We start from the raw sequence: 14,619 nt of genomic DNA on the forward strand, positions 1-14,619 counted from the left end.
GTAAATCACTGATAAAAATGCCGCTTCTATGTGAATATACGCAAAAATAATGAGGAACGCCGTCCTATTTATTTCCCTTTTCATCTCATTTACGATAAATATTGTTCGGCGTTGAACGTAAATCTATTGAAAAGGGGAAAAAGCAATGAAAAAAACATTTTCACTCATACTCATGCTCGGATTGATGCTGACTGCTGCATCTCCTGCTTTTGCTGCCGAGAATGCAAACGAGAAGACTCTTTCATTTAAAAACAATACCGCCATTTTACTTGATGCGAGCGGCAGTATGGCAAAACGGATTGACGGTGTTTCTAAATACAACATGGCAAAAGAAGAAATTGTCCGTTTTGCGGATCAAATTAAATCTAAATCACAGGTCAGAATGACGGTTTTCGGTTCGGAAGGCAATAATAAAAACTCCGGAAAGGTTCAATCTTGTGAATCCATTCGCGGTGTGTACGGATTCCAAAGGTTTGACAGACAGAGCTTCCTTAACTCTCTTAACGGAATCGGGCCTACGGGCTGGACACCGATTGCAAAAGCATTAGAGGATGCGAAGGCTTCCTTTACCGGTTTGCACAAACTTGGCAGTAAATCCGTTTTCCTGTTGACGGACGGCGAGGAGACATGCGGAGGAGATCCTGTTAAGACAGCGAAAGAACTTCGCAAACAGCATATTAAAGTCAACGTGATCGGCTTTGACTTTAAGGAAGGTTTCAACGGCCAGCTTCACGAGATTGCCAAAGCGGGCGGAGGAAAATATTACGAAGCTCACAGCCAAAAGGATATGAACCGCATCTTTACAATGGCAGCGAGTTCATTAGCGGAATAAGAAAAGGTGCCGTTTATCGGCCCTTTTTTTTATTTTTATTTAACAAAAATTTCAAGAAAAGATGAAGAGAAAACTGTAAAAAGAATCAGATTCCGGACTTATATTACAAAAAGGGCGAAAAAGGCATTAAATCTGTCATCATTTATCCAATCTTTTTAGGATGATGCGCATAATTCTGCTCATTTTTAACGGCGTACCGCCGCTTATACAAAAGGAATCCCGCCCTATATCTTTTTGCATACTCGTCATCTAGCATAGAGAAGAGCCGGGGGCCCATCGGCCAAAAACAAACGGAGAGGAATGAAAGAAATGAAAAAAATGTTCACTGCGGGGATTGTCGGACTTTTGACGCTTTCACTCGGATCACCTGTTTTTGCAGCTGAGAAAAAGCACGAAGAAACAAACGTTGCCGTGCTGTTTGACGCAAGCGGAAGCATGATACAAAAAACAGGGGGAGAGCGTAAAATAGATGTTGCGAAAGAGTCTGTCACTTCTTTTGCGGAAGTTCTTCCTGAAGACACGAATCTGATGCTTCGGGTATTCGGGCATAAGGGCAATAATAAAAACTCAGGCAAAGCCGTATCATGTAATGCGACAGAAACGTTATACGGCCTTCAGCCGTACGCCGTGACTCCATTTGAGCAATCACTCAGCAAGATTAAACCGACCGGCTGGACACCGATTGCGAAAGCGCTTTCTGATACGCGTGAAGAATTTGAGCGGGCCGGCGCCGCGGGGAAAAACGTCGTATATCTGATCACAGACGGTGAAGAAACATGCGGCGGTAATCCTCAGGCCGAAATTCAAAAGCTCCGTAAAGCGAACGTCAACACGATCGTCAATATCATCGGCTTCAACTTCGGCATGAAAGGAAGCGAAAGCCTTGAAAAAGCGGCGGAAGCGGGAGGCGGCACATATGTCTCAGCTGACAGCGCGGACGAGTTCAAACAGGCTTGGGAAGACGCTGCAAAGGATTTAGCAAAAGAATAGGTTAAAAAAGGACGCCCGCGCGGCGTCTTTTTTGTTTAGAAAACGGAACCGCGGGAATGATACGGATAAAAGGAGATGAACGCTGTTGTTAAAAGGAGCAGGCATTATATTAGTGCTGGCGGCAGTCGTTTTTGTTCTGATGGGAATTTTTCTGAAGCTTGCCGCCTTCATATTTGTCAGTATATTGGCCATTATCGCCGCAGTTATTTTATTCACCATTCTGAGCAGACATCATCGCAATGAAACATAGAGTCCTAAGAGGGCTCTTTTTTTAAACCGCAAATTCGACAAAATACAGGGATTGTGGAAGAATAAAAGAGAAGGATACTGCGGAGGGGAAAACAGTGGATGAAAAAACAACAGCGGTAAGAGACATATACCGCTATGAAAAAGGGGTATTAACAAAGACGGCAGATCGGATGGTTTCAGAGTATCCGCTGACCGTCATGGTGAACGGGCAGGAATTTGTTACGCTCGTCTGCACGCCTGACCATTTAGAGGAACTCGTCATCGGATTTCTCGCATCAGAAGGCGTCATTCGTTTTGAAAAAGAGATCAAAAGCTTTACTATAGATGAAAGTCTCGGATTTGCATATGTGGAATTGACGAATCCCGGAGTGCTTGAGCAAAAAGACTATACGAAGAGGGTCATCGGTTCATGCTGCGGGAAAGGCCGCCATTTTTACTTTCAGCAGGATGTGAAAACGGCCAAAACCGCCGTCAGCCGTATCACCATAACTCCTGAGACGTGCCTTCGCCTGATGAAGGAGATGCAAAGCGGGAGCGGCACCTTCCGGGAAACGGGCGGCGTCCATAATGCAGCGCTGTGCGATACGGAAAAGCTGCTCTTCATGAGGACGGACATCGGGCGCCACAACGCGCTGGATAAGCTGTACGGCTGCTGTTTGAAAAACGGAATGCCGGTCCGTGACAAGCTGATCGTCTTCAGCGGCCGGATTTCCTCAGAGGTTTTATTAAAAGCCGCAAAAATCGGCGTGTCGATTGTCATTTCAAAATCGGCCCCGACGGAGCTCGCGCTGCAAATGGCGGAAGAGCTGAACATAACCGCGATAGGTTTTGTCAGAAACGGATCATTTAACGTATACACACATCCTGAACGGGTTGAACAATAGAAAGGGGTCTTGGGCTTATGAATACAGAAACGCGCCGGGTGACAGACAAAAGGGAAAGGCCGCTCAGGGATCTTCGTATCTCTGTGACCGACCGCTGCAACTTCAGATGCACGTACTGTATGCCAGCCGAATTATTCGGACCGGATTATCCATTTTTACAAAAGACGGAATTGCTCTCCTTCGAGGAGCTTGAGCGGCTTGCGAAGCTGTTTGTCGGCCGCTTCGGGGTTGAAAAAATCAGGCTGACGGGCGGAGAGCCGCTCATGAGAAAAGATATGCCTGAATTGATCAAAAAACTTGCGCGCATCCCCGGACTTAAAGATATCGCGATGACGACAAACGGCTCTCTGCTTCCCGTGTATGCGGAAAAACTGAAGCAGGCGGGGCTGCATCGCGTGACAGTCAGCCTCGATTCTTTAGAGGATGAGCGGTTTAAGGCCATTAACGGCCGCGGGGTTTCGGTGAACAAGGTGCTTGAGGGCATTGAGGCGGCAAAATCGGCCGGACTCGGTGTGAAAATCAACATGGTTGTTCAAAAGGGCGTCAATGAAAAAGATATCCTGCCGATGGCCCGCTATTTTAAAGAAAAGGGTCATATTCTCCGGTTTATTGAATTTATGGATGTCGGCAATACGAATCAATGGAATAAAAAAGACGTGATCACGAAGGCCGAGATTATTGATCTGATCAACCAGCACATGCCGACGGAGCCGATAGAAGCAAATTATAAAGGAGAGGTCGCTTCCAGGTTCCGCTATCTTGACGGTTCCGGCGAAATCGGCGTAATTTCCTCCGTATCGGATGCATTCTGCGCCTCCTGCAACAGAGCGCGCCTGTCGGCGAGAGGCGAGCTGTTTACGTGCCTGTTTGCGTCAAGCGGCTATGATGTTCGGAAACTCGTGCGCGGCGGTCTGACCGATGACGAATTGACGGAATCCATCGCTTCTGTCTGGAGAAATCGCACGGATCAGTATTCAATTGACCGCGCGCTTTCTAAAACGGATGGGAAAAAGAAAGTGGAAATGTCTTATATAGGCGGATGAAGAAAAGCTTGCCCGGACCAGGGCAGGCTTTTTTATTCACATTATGAGAGCGGTCTGTTCAAAAAATACCGGTGACAGCCGAAATATATGATAGGAATTTTGATGCAGGACAATCAAGTTATGCAATTCCAAAGCCATACAATATGTTAAAATATAACCAATAGAAATTAGAAAAGGTTGTGAAAGGGGCATGACCGCATACGAGATTCCGTCATCTCAAGTTGGAGTTAAGATCAACAAATGGTACAAGCACATTTTAGCGTTTCAAGCGGCTGATGCCATAAAGCTGAAAGAGGAAATTGATGAGGATATACAACGTATGGAGGAAGACCAGCTGCTGCTGTTATATTATCAGCTGATCAGCTACCGCCATCATATTATGCTTGATTACGTCAAGCCGGAATGCACCGAACAATCACAGATTCAGTACAGCGAGCTGCAAAAGACGATCGAAAGCACGGACAGCATATCGGGACTGTCTGAGTATTATTTCCATTTGTTCAGAGGGATGTATGAATTCGATCACAATAACTATGTTGCGGCTATTTCTTTTTACCGGAAAGCGGAAAAACTCCTTTCATTTGTCGAGGATGATATAGAGAGGGCGGAATTCCATTTCAAGATGTCTGAAGTGTTTTATGTCATGAAGCAGACTCATTTTTCCATGAATCACGGGATTCAGGCGCTGGATACGTATATGAAACACGATTTCTACAGAGTGCGGAGAATTCAATGCCATTTCGTCATCTCAGGAAACTACATCGACTGCAAAAACTACGACAAAGCGCTTGAGCATTTAGACGAAGCCCTCCGCCTTTCTTTGCTTGAAGGACAGCCCCGCCTGATCGGGTCTTCGCTTTACAATCTGGGGAATTGTTATTCTGAAAAGCGCGATCTGGATGAAGCGGCCCGGTACTTTAGAAAAGCGGTTCCCGTTTTTGAAGAGCATCAGCTTGAACAGCTTCCGAAGGCGCTGTTCAGCTTAACGCACACCCTTTTCAGGCTGCATGATGACCAAGCGGCCTTTACCTATTATGAAAGAGGGGTCATGATCGCGAAAGATCGGGGCGACCGATTCAGTTTAGAGAAGTATAAGTTTTTACAAGCGCTTTATTTGGAGTCACTCAATATGGATTTAATCCATGAAGTGTTTGACTATATGAATGAAAAATCGTTGTATGTGTATATTGAAGATTTCGCCTTGGAGGCCGCCGTTTACACAAGCGGACATGGGCAATATAAAGAAGCGGCGTATTTTTATGAAAAAGCGATTCGCATGAGAGAAAACATTCAAAAAGAACAGTGTTTATACGATATATAATTTTCTTAACCATCTGATCAGCAGATGGTTATTTTTTTATGCACATCATAACGTTTGACCATAGAAAAAAACGGAAAAATCGCAAAAGAGAGAAAAAAGTACAAGGGGAAGGAGGGATTTGTTGTTCGGATTCAATGATATGATAAAGTTTTTCGTATCATTTCTCATCATTCTGCCGATGGTGTCTGTCATCCATGTGTCGGGACACAGCTTTATGGCCATGCTGTTCGGAGGCAAGGCATCATTGGATATCGGAATGGGGAAACGTCTTTTAAAAGTAGGGCCGATTCAGGTTCGGCGTATCTACTTCATAGATTCTTTCTGCAAGTTCGGCGAATTGCGGATAGATAACCGTCTGACGAGCGCGCTCGTCTATTCCGGAGGCTGTCTGTTTAATCTCGCTTCTATCTTTTTAATAAATCTGCTGATCATAAAAGATGTCCTTGAGCCAAACTTATTTTTTTACCAATTTGTCTATTTTTCAACTTATTATGTTTTCTTTGCCCTTCTGCCGGTGCAATACGGGGATAATAAGCTGTCAGACGGATTGGCCGTTTACAAAGTGCTCCGCTACGGGGAACGCTGTGAAATCAATAATTGAGAGTTTACATGTTTGTGATCGGGCTGAAAGGGAAGAAAACAAGTACACAGAATAAAAAAGGAGCTGAAGAGATCATGAGTGAAGATAACGGTTTAAAAGACAAAGTAAAAGGCGGCATGAACAAAATGAAAGGGGAAGCAAAGGACAAAGCAGGTGACATGGCAAACAAGTCCGACTTAAAAGCGGAAGGTAAAAAAGACAAAGCGAAAGGCAGCCTGCAAAAGGGTGTCGGCAAAACGAAAGATAAACTCAGTGATGATTAATTTGATAGTGAAACACAGCAAAAGCCCAAAATATTTTGGGCTTTTTGTTATGAGAAATGACAAAAATTCCAGTTCATTTGGTTAATATTCACTAAATTTTTAAATATTCTATAAATTCCCTGGCGATTTCTTTATAATATTCACATAGAATGTAACCTTTCTTCACATTTGATTAAACGTTTGTTGAAGAAAAAAATGAGAAATCGGTAAATTCTGCAAAGGGAATCGGGCCGTTCACCGTCGAATAACTTTTATCACTTAACATTTCATGAGGTGAAGGGGGTGACGGCCGCCTGCATCGTTTCGGTATGACCATGCGGATTGTGTTTGACTATCACTAAGGGGGAATACAGATGAAACTGACACCGGTTGAACAAGAAAAATTGCTTATTTTTACGGCGGGAGAGCTCGCTAAGCAGCGGAAGGCGCGCGGCGTTCTGCTGAATTATCCCGAAGCCGCCGCATATTTGACCTGTTATCTGATGGAAGGCGCGAGAGACGGAAAAAGCGTTGCTGAGCTGATGGAATCCGGCCGCAATGTATTGACGGAAAAAGACGTTATGGAAGGCGTTCCGGAAATGCTGGACAGCATTCAGGTGGAAGCGACGTTCCCGGACGGGGTTAAGCTTGTCACCGTTCATCATCCGATCAAAGCGGAGGTGAAGTCATGAAGCCGGGAGCGATTCAAGTCGCAAAGGGGACCATCACCATTAACGAAGGCCGGAAGACGCTGGAGGTGTCAGTCACCAATAACGGAACGCGGTCAGTGCAGGTAGGATCGCATTTTCATTTTGCCGAAGCCAACGGCGCCCTTTCCTTCAATCGGGACAAAGCAATCGGCATGCGCCTTGATATCCCGTCAGGCACATCTGTCCGTTTTGAACCGGGAGAAGAGAAAACCGTCAAGCTCGTGGAAATCGGAGGGCGAAAAACGGTCAGAGGTCTCAACGGCATGGCCGATACGTATATGGATGAGCGGGGAAAAGAGAAGACTCTGTCAAATCTTAAAAAAGCCGGATGGATGGAGGAGGCGATCCGATGAAAATGTCACGTGAGCAATACGCTGAACTGTTCGGACCGACAACGGGAGACAAAGTCAGACTCGGAGATACGGATTTATGGATTGAAGTCGAAAAAGATTTCACGAATTACGGTGAAGAAATGATTTTCGGCGGAGGGAAAACAATCCGGGACGGCATGGGGCAGAACGGGCGTATCACCGGGAAAGACGGAGCGCTTGATCTGGTTATTACAAACGCCGTCATCCTGGATTATACCGGGATCGTCAAGGCGGATATCGGGGTGAAGGACGGCCGGATTGTCGGCGTCGGGAAAAGCGGCAACCCGGATATTATGGATGGGGTGGACCCGCACATGATTATCGGTGCCGGAACAGAAGTCATTTCCGGCGAAGGGAAAATCGTAACGGCCGGCGGGGTGGATACGCATATCCACTTTATCTGCCCGCAGCAGATGGAAGTCGCGCTTTCTTCAGGCGTGACCACGCTTCTCGGCGGCGGAACGGGTCCTGCGACGGGAAGTAAAGCGACGACTTGTACATCCGGTGCATGGTACATGTCGAGAATGCTGGAAGCGGCCGAGGAGTTTCCGATCAACGTCGGTTTCTTAGGAAAAGGGAATGCATCCGATAAAGCGCCGCTGATCGAGCAGATGGAAGCAGGCGCGATCGGCCTGAAGCTGCATGAAGATTGGGGATCAACGCCAAGCGCCATTAAAGCTTGCATGGAAGCGGCGGATGAGGCGGACATTCAGGTGGCGATCCACACAGATACGATAAATGAAGCGGGCTTTTTAGAAAATACGCTTGATGCGATCGGCGATCGGGTTATCCATACATATCACATAGAGGGAGCCGGCGGAGGCCACGCACCGGATATTATGAAACTCGCATCTTACGCCAATATCCTGCCGTCCTCTACGACGCCGACGATTCCGTATACCGTCAACACGATGGATGAGCATCTTGATATGATGATGGTCTGCCATCATTTAGATTCAAAAGTGCCTGAAGACGTGGCATTCAGTCATTCACGCATCAGAGCGGCCACCATTGCGGCGGAGGATATTCTGCACGATATCGGCGCGATCAGCATGACGTCATCTGACTCGCAGGCGATGGGCAGGGTGGGAGAAGTGATTATCCGGACATGGCAGGTTGCCGATAAAATGAAAAAGCAGCGCGGCGCTCTATCAGGAGAAAACGGCAATGACAATGTGCGCGCCAAACGCTATATCGCCAAATACACGATCAACCCGGCCGTCACTCACGGCCTGAGCCATGAAGTCGGTTCCGTTGAAAAAGGGAAGCTCGCCGACCTCGTACTATGGGACCCGGTTTTCTTCGGCGTCAAACCTGAACTTGTGCTCAAAGGCGGCATGATCGCCCGCGCCCAAATGGGAGATCCGAATGCTTCCATTCCGACGCCTGAGCCCGTGTTTATGCGGCAGATGTACGCATCATACGGTAAAGCAAACCGAAATACCTCTATTACATTTATGTCCCAGGCCGGTATCGCAAACGGTGTGCCGGAAAAGCTCGGCCTTGAAAAAATGATTTCTCCCGTACGGAATATCCGTAAGCTGAGTAAGCTCGACATGAAGCTGAATGACGCGATGCCGAATATACAAGTCGATCCGAAAACCTATCAGGTGTTCGCCGACGGAGAAGAGCTGGCATGCCAGCCCGTCAGCTATGTTCCGCTCGGACAGCGTTATTTTTTATTTTAATCCCTCTCCGGCCGGTTTCCCGCCGGCCTGTTTACACCTCTATTGCCAACTTGATTTCATCCTGCCGCCCGTTTTAGTGTATATTAGTAGTTGACAAACAAATGAAATGTAACCATTGTGGTTACAACGGTGGTGAAAAACATGATTAACAGCCGTCTTGCTGTGGCCATTCACATTCTATCGCTGATCTCAACGGATGAACGGGCGTCATCGGACATGATTGCGGGCAGCGTAAACACCAATCCCGTCGTGGTGCGGAGAACGATCAGCCAGCTGAAAAAAGCGGGTATTCTGACATCCCGGGCGGGTGTTCCGGGAGCCAGCCTGAAAAAAGATCCGTCGGAGATCACCCTCTTAGAGGTTTACAGGGCTGTGCAGAATAAGGAAGAGCTTTTTGCGGTTCACGACAATCCGAACCCCGACTGTCCGGTCGGCAAAAATATGCAGCGCGCGCTCGATGAGACGTTCGGAAGCGTACAGCGGGCAATGGAGAATGAACTTGCGAGCAAGTCCCTTTATGATGTAATGAATCATCTCTTTTGTTAAAAAGAGATGGTTCATCCCGCTATTGGTGTAACAAAAATGGTTACAAGAGGTAATGAGGAAATCACGGTATTGGCTCCATATTCAGACAAGCCTGGATGCGGGATTGCGATCTGTTTAATGAAAAAATCCTCCGAAACTAAAGGAGGCGGTTACCGGGATATTTTTATTTTGCTTAAGGCTTATGTGAAGGTGTCAGCTGTGAGCAAGTTAAACAAAAAATGATATCCTGCCTCCAGCAATGCTAAAACCGTTCGCCTCTTAATAATCATTATAAAATGTCTCAAGGAACGATCAGCAGCCCGTTAGCTGCCCCTAATTAAAGATGAGCTGTTACCACACTGTTACATTAGAACTTCCGCTGCTTTTATATCCTTCTGTCGCTAAGACTTGGTAAGCCCAATTACTGCCCAGATTCATTCCATGACTCTTCCATGCGTTAACATGATTGCTGAAAGTGATTGCAGCGTTGCTTCCGGTCGGCCTCTTCGACTGGCGAACACTCCAGTACTGCGTAAAAGTAGTGTTATCGCCATCAATGGAAGGTGCGTTATAACGTGTCGTTGTATATATGTCATATGTACCTCCATCACTCTTTACAGTACCTTTATACGTTCCGGTAGGTCTGTAAGTACCCCATGAATCCACTACATAATATTCGATGAGAGGTGCTCTCGTCCAGCCATATAAAGTCAAATATCCATTGCCATTCGGCGCCCAGACTCCGGCATTATAGTTTATTGTTCTAAATGGCGAGCCTGTAGTCCAGCCTTTACCAACAACGAAATTTCCGGTATTAGACCAATTAACACTGTAATTCCCGCCAGATCCATTGACTGCGTTGACTGTTCCGCCCCCATCAGTCCAATTTTGCCAGTAATCTGTGCCGGCTGCAGAGGCGGTTGCCGAAAACATGCTGATACTCATGAAAGCTGCCGTTAATCCAACTAAGAATTTCTTTTTAAACTTAAACATATGTTACCTCCTATACTATTTTTTCTGACTTTGACATGAGGCAGCACTCGTAAATATTTAACGAACGCCAACGCTTTTGATCGTTCCTTTCAATATAATAGCATGAATACATGAGTGAATATTAAGAACAATTGTAATTTAATTACAAAGACCCAAAAAATGTATTATAAGCGGTCTTGTTCCGCCATGGCTTTTATCCTTATTTTGCAGAATCACAATTCTTGCTTCTAAACCTGATCAGGAACAGTCGAACAATTGAGTGATTTCAGTTGAAACTCTGAGGAAAAGTTTTATTTGAAAAAACTTTTTTGAGCTGAAGCCGGAATGTCCGAAAAAATATCTGCAGACAGCGTTATTGGAAAATCCAAAGCAGAAAAACTTTACCGTTACCGAAGAAGCGGAATAAGAAAAAATCCCGGGCGGATGCGCCGGGATTTTCTTTTTAATATGTATTGGCATCAATATTATTAAACGCGTCGTCCACGATGCCGAGCGTCATGAGGATAACGAAAAGAACGATGCCGAGAACGGACAAGCCGACCGTCACAATCAGGTAGATCCCCTGCATTTTCACGAACTTTGCATAATTCTCCAGCATATGTTCCTCTGTCAGTTCATTGAACTGCTCCGCCATCTGTCCCGCTTCATTTGCCGAGCGCATCAGAAAAATGCCGGCAATGATCTGCAAAACGCCGGGAATGGCTCCGATTAAAAAGAAAAACGCGCCTGACAGCGCCGCAAACGCACCCACGATAATAAATAAAATACCTGTCGCTTTTCCCCATTTCGAAATAGAAATAAGCGAACGATTCACTGATTCAGGTTTCAAACTATGGCACTCCTTTACAAAAAAATACTCACTTTTCATTTATACACTATTCGGTCATTCTTTTGAATATAAAATGTGTTTTTACGTGCCGTGTCCGTTTTTGTATCAGAAAATTCCCGAGAAACACCCCGGGAATTACAAAATCGGCGAAAGAAGTCTTGAAATCGATTCTTTAATGCGGATCCGCAGCGAACGCTCCTGATATTCTTCATACGTATATTTTCTGGAGACGAGCAGATCTTCTTTAAATGAGGAAATGAGTTTTTTCGCGATGGTGACGTCATAAATAAAGGCGTTGACTTCAAAATTAAGTCTGAAGCTTCTGACGTCGATATTCGCCGTACCGACGGAAGCCGTCTCATCATCGACGACAATCGTTTTTGCATGAATAAAGCCGTTATCGTAAATGTAGACTGAGGCTCCGGCTTTTAAAAGATCGCCGATGTAAGATAAAGTCGCCCAGTAAACGAAAGCGTGATCCGGCTTGTTCGGAATCATGATTTTGACGTCGATGCCTGACAGACAGGCGATCCTGAGGGCATCTAAAAGACTTGAGTCAGGAATAAAGTAAGGCGTCTGAATCAGGATCGACCGTTTGGCCGTTGAGATCATCTTGATATAGCCGTTTTTAATTTGTTCCCATTCTGAGTCCGGTCCGCTCGTGACAATCTGCATCCCGACATTGCCCTTCGGCTCGCATTCCGGAAAATGATTCGGAACGTATGTGAGCGTATGATGATGGGAGGCTTGGTTCCAATCGAGGATAAACCGTGTCTGAATGGCGTGTACCGCCGTGCCTTGAAGCCTGAGGTGCGTATCGCGCCAGTAGCCGAATTTCGGATTCAGGCCGAGATACTCATCTCCGACGTTAAAGCCGCCGACATAGCCGGTTTCGCCGTCAATGATGACGAGCTTGCGGTGATTCCGATAATTGAGCCGCAAATTAATCGGACGAAGCCTGGAAGGAAAAAAGACTTCCACATGGCCGCCGGCGTCCCGCAGCGGTTTGAAGAATTTTTTTCTGAGTGATCTTGAACCGAGTTCATCATATAACACTCTGACTTTTACGCCTTCGCGTGCTTTTTTCACTAAGGCATCGCGCAATTTTTTTCCCAGTTCATCACCTTTATAAATATAGTATTGAAGGTGAATGTGATCTTTTGCGTTGGAAATGTCCTTCATTAAGCGTTTGAACTTATCGCGCCCGTCCGTCAAAATCTCCACCGAATTATCCTCTGTAAAGACTGCGTGGTTGTTCATGACAAGCATATAGATGAGGTCTTTATTATCCACAGTCGCTCTGTTGTTAAATTGGAATTGCCTCGACTTCAGATCTTTCAGCTGAGACTTCAGCAGCTTTTCAATCCCGATTTTTTTACGGTCCTCCCATTGAAACAGATGCTTGCGTCTCAGGTTATGGCCGAATAACAGGTATAAAATAAACCCTAAAATGGGAATAAAAAAAAGAACCAAAAGCCAAGCCCATGAAGCGCTGGCATCGCGTCTTTCTTTGAAAATCATGATGACGGCCAAAAGTATATTTAAAACGAAAAAAAATCCGAATAAAATAAATGAAATGCTCACTTTGCAACCCCGCTATATCATATTTATCAAGACTGTGCCCATTAGTATTCCGACAAGTGCAGCAATCTGATTCCCATTTCAAATTATAACATTGACATTTTGAAAGAATAAAGAGCCGGAATCAAAGATGAATGCAGTTTTCTTTCAAAGAAAGTTCCGGGTGCGGTAAAATATGCATATATGAAAAAGAAGACAAAAATGACAGCAAAGGGGAGAGGGCATGAAGCTGGAGCATGCGGAACAATTGCCGGGATTCATAAAAAAAGAAATTCAGAAAATACAAATCGCCATTGCGCCGCTGATGAAAAAAAGCATCATTTACCGTTTTCTTGCTTTCCCGCTCGCCGCTTTTAGTCTGTTTCATCTGGCATCGCTTTTGATTCAGGCCCCTTCCGGGAGAGGAGCTCTCGTGTCGGCCGGCATTTTTGCCCTCCTGGCGGCCTTGGGTCTTGCATTGTTTAAGGAAGCCGGCTATCAGCGGAAACAGGTGCAAAAAACGATCCGCCTTTATATGCTGAACAGAATCAGAAAAAGCGATATTCTGTCCGAAGAACGGAAAAGCGCCTATACCCGGCTGATTGCCGAGGAGCCGTCTGCGATGAAGAGCTTTATTGAATTTTTAACGGAAGAAGACCGGAAAAAAGAAATGCTTTATTAAAAAAGAGCTGACGCGCGATCAGCTCTTTTTGTCATTCAAACACCGGGTCGTTCTCATAGTAATATGAATCAGGCGTGTCATACGTATCAGTGCTGTGATAAGCGATAATTCCGATGACAGCGAAGATGACGACTAAAATAAAAGCGAGAATGCCCAATACCACACTGGAAGCCGCGTAAAAAAACTGCATTTTGATAAATGACGCGTAATGTGCAAGCATATTTTCTTCCGCGTTTTCTTCTAGTCCTTCCTGAAGGGCGGCCGCCGCTTTTGCCGAGCGCATCAGCATGACGCCGGAAATGATGAGCAGAACCCCCGGAATGGCTCCGAGCAGCGTCACAATGGCTGACAGAGCGGAAAGAGAGCCCGTGATGATCAGAAACACGGCAGTGATCTTTCCCCATTTGGCGATGTCGGCAAGGGAACGGGCTTTTTTATTGAGCGGCTGGTTTTCGTCTTTGTCTTTATCTATGGTGATCATGACAGTTCTCTCCCTAAAATGTTCAAGTCATATCGTTTTCCGTCCATTTCGGCGATACCCGGGAATACGCCCCATTCGGTAAAACCGAATTTTTCAAACAGCTTAATGCTCGGCACATTATGTCCGAAGATAAAAGCCATCAGGCTGCGGATGCCGATTGCCGGAGCGAGTGCCAGGGCTTCTTTCAGCAGAAAGCTTCCTGCTCCTTTGCCGCGGCAATCCTGATGCAGATAGATGCTGATCTCCGCCGTTTTGTCATAGGCCGGACGGCCGTAAAACGTTTCAAAGCTGATCCAGGCCGCCACTTTGCCGGTTTCATCTTCCGCGACCATCAGCGGGCGCCGGTCCGTGTGCCGCAGAAACCAATCCATCCGGTCTGCGGGCGTTACTTCTTCCGTATCAGCCGTTACCATTCGTGAGGCAATCGTCGAGTTGTAAATGGCCACCACCGCATCTAAATCCTCCAATACGGCTTTGCGCAGGGTCAAATTCATATTCCGGGATCTCCCTTCACATTTCATTACATAAATAAGTGCAATCTGCACATACTATTTCCAAAAAAGTTTTTTATGGATGTGTATATATTTTCAGAAAAGTGTTCAGAATGTTGCTGAGGTG

At 45.9% G+C, this 14,619-nt stretch carries 18 protein-coding genes; 13 read left to right on the plus strand and 5 right to left on the minus strand.

The features are described 5' to 3' along the window. The first annotated feature begins 145 nt into the window (after nucleotides 1-145). The 12 genes from G9F75_RS02190 (at nucleotide 146) to G9F75_RS02245 (ending at nucleotide 9,477) form a co-directional block, all read left to right on the plus strand. A complete protein-coding gene (locus G9F75_RS02190) occupies nucleotides 146-832 on the plus strand; it encodes a VWA domain-containing protein (RefSeq protein ID WP_007407590.1) in 687 nt (228 codons plus the stop codon). 309 nt (nucleotides 833-1,141) lie between these two features. Continuing rightward, on the plus strand, nucleotides 1,142-1,822 hold the full coding sequence (locus tag G9F75_RS02195) for a VWA domain-containing protein (RefSeq protein WP_015240755.1): 681 nt from the start codon (nucleotides 1,142-1,144) through the stop codon (nucleotides 1,820-1,822). A gap of 85 nt (nucleotides 1,823-1,907) precedes the next feature. Further along, entirely contained in the window at nucleotides 1,908-2,072 is a 165-nt protein-coding gene (locus tag G9F75_RS02200) for a hypothetical protein (protein ID WP_007407587.1), read from the plus strand. A gap of 94 nt (nucleotides 2,073-2,166) precedes the next feature. Further along, a complete protein-coding gene (gene fdhD, locus G9F75_RS02205) occupies nucleotides 2,167-2,955 on the plus strand; it encodes a formate dehydrogenase accessory sulfurtransferase FdhD (RefSeq protein ID WP_017418742.1) in 789 nt (262 codons plus the stop codon). Between the two features lie 17 nt (nucleotides 2,956-2,972). Further along, on the plus strand, nucleotides 2,973-3,998 hold the full coding sequence (gene moaA / locus G9F75_RS02210) for a GTP 3',8-cyclase MoaA (RefSeq protein WP_014419094.1): 1,026 nt from the start codon (nucleotides 2,973-2,975) through the stop codon (nucleotides 3,996-3,998). 190 nt (nucleotides 3,999-4,188) lie between these two features. After that, nucleotides 4,189-5,319 (plus strand): response regulator aspartate phosphatase, encoded by a 1,131-nt coding sequence (locus G9F75_RS02215; RefSeq protein ID WP_064108061.1) that lies wholly within the window; start codon nucleotides 4,189-4,191, stop codon nucleotides 5,317-5,319. A gap of 121 nt (nucleotides 5,320-5,440) precedes the next feature. Further along, nucleotides 5,441-5,920 carry a hypothetical protein gene (locus tag G9F75_RS02220; RefSeq protein WP_007407583.1) on the plus strand — a complete coding sequence of 160 codons (480 nt, stop codon included), beginning with the start codon at nucleotides 5,441-5,443 and terminating at the stop codon, nucleotides 5,918-5,920. Nucleotides 5,921-5,994: 74 nt separating this feature from the next. Then, nucleotides 5,995-6,183 (plus strand): CsbD family protein, encoded by a 189-nt coding sequence (locus G9F75_RS02225; RefSeq protein WP_003151197.1) that lies wholly within the window; start codon nucleotides 5,995-5,997, stop codon nucleotides 6,181-6,183. A 353-nt stretch (nucleotides 6,184-6,536) separates the two neighbouring features. After that, entirely contained in the window at nucleotides 6,537-6,854 is a 318-nt protein-coding gene (gene ureA, locus G9F75_RS02230; RefSeq protein ID WP_021494819.1) for an urease subunit gamma, read from the plus strand. Continuing rightward, on the plus strand, nucleotides 6,851-7,225 hold the full coding sequence (gene ureB / locus G9F75_RS02235) for an urease subunit beta (RefSeq protein ID WP_029972864.1): 375 nt from the start codon (nucleotides 6,851-6,853) through the stop codon (nucleotides 7,223-7,225). Before ureA ends, ureB begins: the two co-directional genes overlap by 4 nt. After that, complete coding sequence (gene ureC / locus G9F75_RS02240) at nucleotides 7,222-8,931, plus strand: urease subunit alpha (protein WP_167408902.1); 1,710 nt, start codon at nucleotides 7,222-7,224, stop codon at nucleotides 8,929-8,931. Before ureB ends, ureC begins: the two co-directional genes overlap by 4 nt. Before the next feature lie 141 nt (nucleotides 8,932-9,072). Further along, nucleotides 9,073-9,477 (plus strand): Rrf2 family transcriptional regulator, encoded by a 405-nt coding sequence (locus tag G9F75_RS02245; protein ID WP_014419089.1) that lies wholly within the window; start codon nucleotides 9,073-9,075, stop codon nucleotides 9,475-9,477. Nucleotides 9,478-9,807: 330 nt separating this feature from the next. Here the strand turns inward: G9F75_RS02245 and xynA are convergent, their stop codons facing one another. From xynA to cls, 3 genes are all read right to left on the minus strand, one after another. Next, complete coding sequence (gene xynA, locus G9F75_RS02250; RefSeq protein ID WP_007407578.1) at nucleotides 9,808-10,449, minus strand: endo-1,4-beta-xylanase XynA; 642 nt, start codon at nucleotides 10,447-10,449, stop codon at nucleotides 9,808-9,810. Nucleotides 10,450-10,891: 442 nt separating this feature from the next. Further along, nucleotides 10,892-11,278 (minus strand): DUF5362 family protein, encoded by a 387-nt coding sequence (locus tag G9F75_RS02255; protein WP_021494822.1) that lies wholly within the window; start codon nucleotides 11,276-11,278, stop codon nucleotides 10,892-10,894. 135 nt (nucleotides 11,279-11,413) lie between these two features. Next, on the minus strand, nucleotides 11,414-12,862 hold the full coding sequence (gene cls, locus G9F75_RS02260; RefSeq protein ID WP_007407575.1) for a cardiolipin synthase: 1,449 nt from the start codon (nucleotides 12,860-12,862) through the stop codon (nucleotides 11,414-11,416). Nucleotides 12,863-13,082: 220 nt separating this feature from the next. Here cls and G9F75_RS02265 point away from each other — a divergent pair, with 220 nt between their 5' ends. Next, nucleotides 13,083-13,520 carry a DUF5392 family protein gene (locus G9F75_RS02265; RefSeq protein WP_014419085.1) on the plus strand — a complete coding sequence of 146 codons (438 nt, stop codon included), beginning with the start codon at nucleotides 13,083-13,085 and terminating at the stop codon, nucleotides 13,518-13,520. A 31-nt stretch (nucleotides 13,521-13,551) separates the two neighbouring features. Here G9F75_RS02265 and G9F75_RS02270 read toward each other — a convergent pair whose 3' ends face one another. Both G9F75_RS02270 and G9F75_RS02275 read right to left on the minus strand, forming a co-directional pair. Continuing rightward, the gene (locus G9F75_RS02270; protein ID WP_007407573.1) at nucleotides 13,552-14,001 is read right to left on the minus strand and encodes a DUF5362 family protein; all 450 of its coding nucleotides are present in this window, start codon (nucleotides 13,999-14,001) and stop codon (nucleotides 13,552-13,554) included. Further along, a complete protein-coding gene (locus G9F75_RS02275; protein WP_087920810.1) occupies nucleotides 13,998-14,489 on the minus strand; it encodes a GNAT family N-acetyltransferase in 492 nt (163 codons plus the stop codon). Before G9F75_RS02275 ends, G9F75_RS02270 begins: the two co-directional genes overlap by 4 nt. Nucleotides 14,490-14,619: the final 130 nt, after the last annotated feature.

It is taken from the genome of Bacillus sp. EKM208B, from assembly GCF_011800725.1.
GTDB lineage: Bacteria > Bacillota > Bacilli > Bacillales > Bacillaceae > Bacillus > Bacillus velezensis.

Bases quoted from the DNA above. Each gene is read 5' to 3' on its own strand.
- moaA (WP_014419094.1), top strand. From the start codon at position 2,973: ATGAATACAGAAACGCGCCGGGTGACAGACAAAAGGGAAAGGCCGCTC.
- G9F75_RS02245 (WP_014419089.1), top strand. From the start codon at position 9,073: ATGATTAACAGCCGTCTTGCTGTGGCCATTCACATTCTATCGCTGATC.
- ureA (WP_021494819.1), top strand. From the start codon at position 6,537: ATGAAACTGACACCGGTTGAACAAGAAAAATTGCTTATTTTTACGGCG.
- G9F75_RS02195 (WP_015240755.1), top strand. From the start codon at position 1,142: ATGAAAAAAATGTTCACTGCGGGGATTGTCGGACTTTTGACGCTTTCA.
- xynA (WP_007407578.1), bottom strand. From the start codon at position 10,449: ATGTTTAAGTTTAAAAAGAAATTCTTAGTTGGATTAACGGCAGCTTTC.
- G9F75_RS02265 (WP_014419085.1), top strand. From the start codon at position 13,083: ATGAAGCTGGAGCATGCGGAACAATTGCCGGGATTCATAAAAAAAGAA.
- G9F75_RS02270 (WP_007407573.1), bottom strand. From the start codon at position 14,001: ATGATCACCATAGATAAAGACAAAGACGAAAACCAGCCGCTCAATAAA.
- G9F75_RS02190 (WP_007407590.1), top strand. From the start codon at position 146: ATGAAAAAAACATTTTCACTCATACTCATGCTCGGATTGATGCTGACT.
- G9F75_RS02215 (WP_064108061.1), top strand. From the start codon at position 4,189: ATGACCGCATACGAGATTCCGTCATCTCAAGTTGGAGTTAAGATCAAC.
- G9F75_RS02225 (WP_003151197.1), top strand. From the start codon at position 5,995: ATGAGTGAAGATAACGGTTTAAAAGACAAAGTAAAAGGCGGCATGAAC.
- ureC (WP_167408902.1), top strand. From the start codon at position 7,222: ATGAAAATGTCACGTGAGCAATACGCTGAACTGTTCGGACCGACAACG.
- ureB (WP_029972864.1), top strand. From the start codon at position 6,851: ATGAAGCCGGGAGCGATTCAAGTCGCAAAGGGGACCATCACCATTAAC.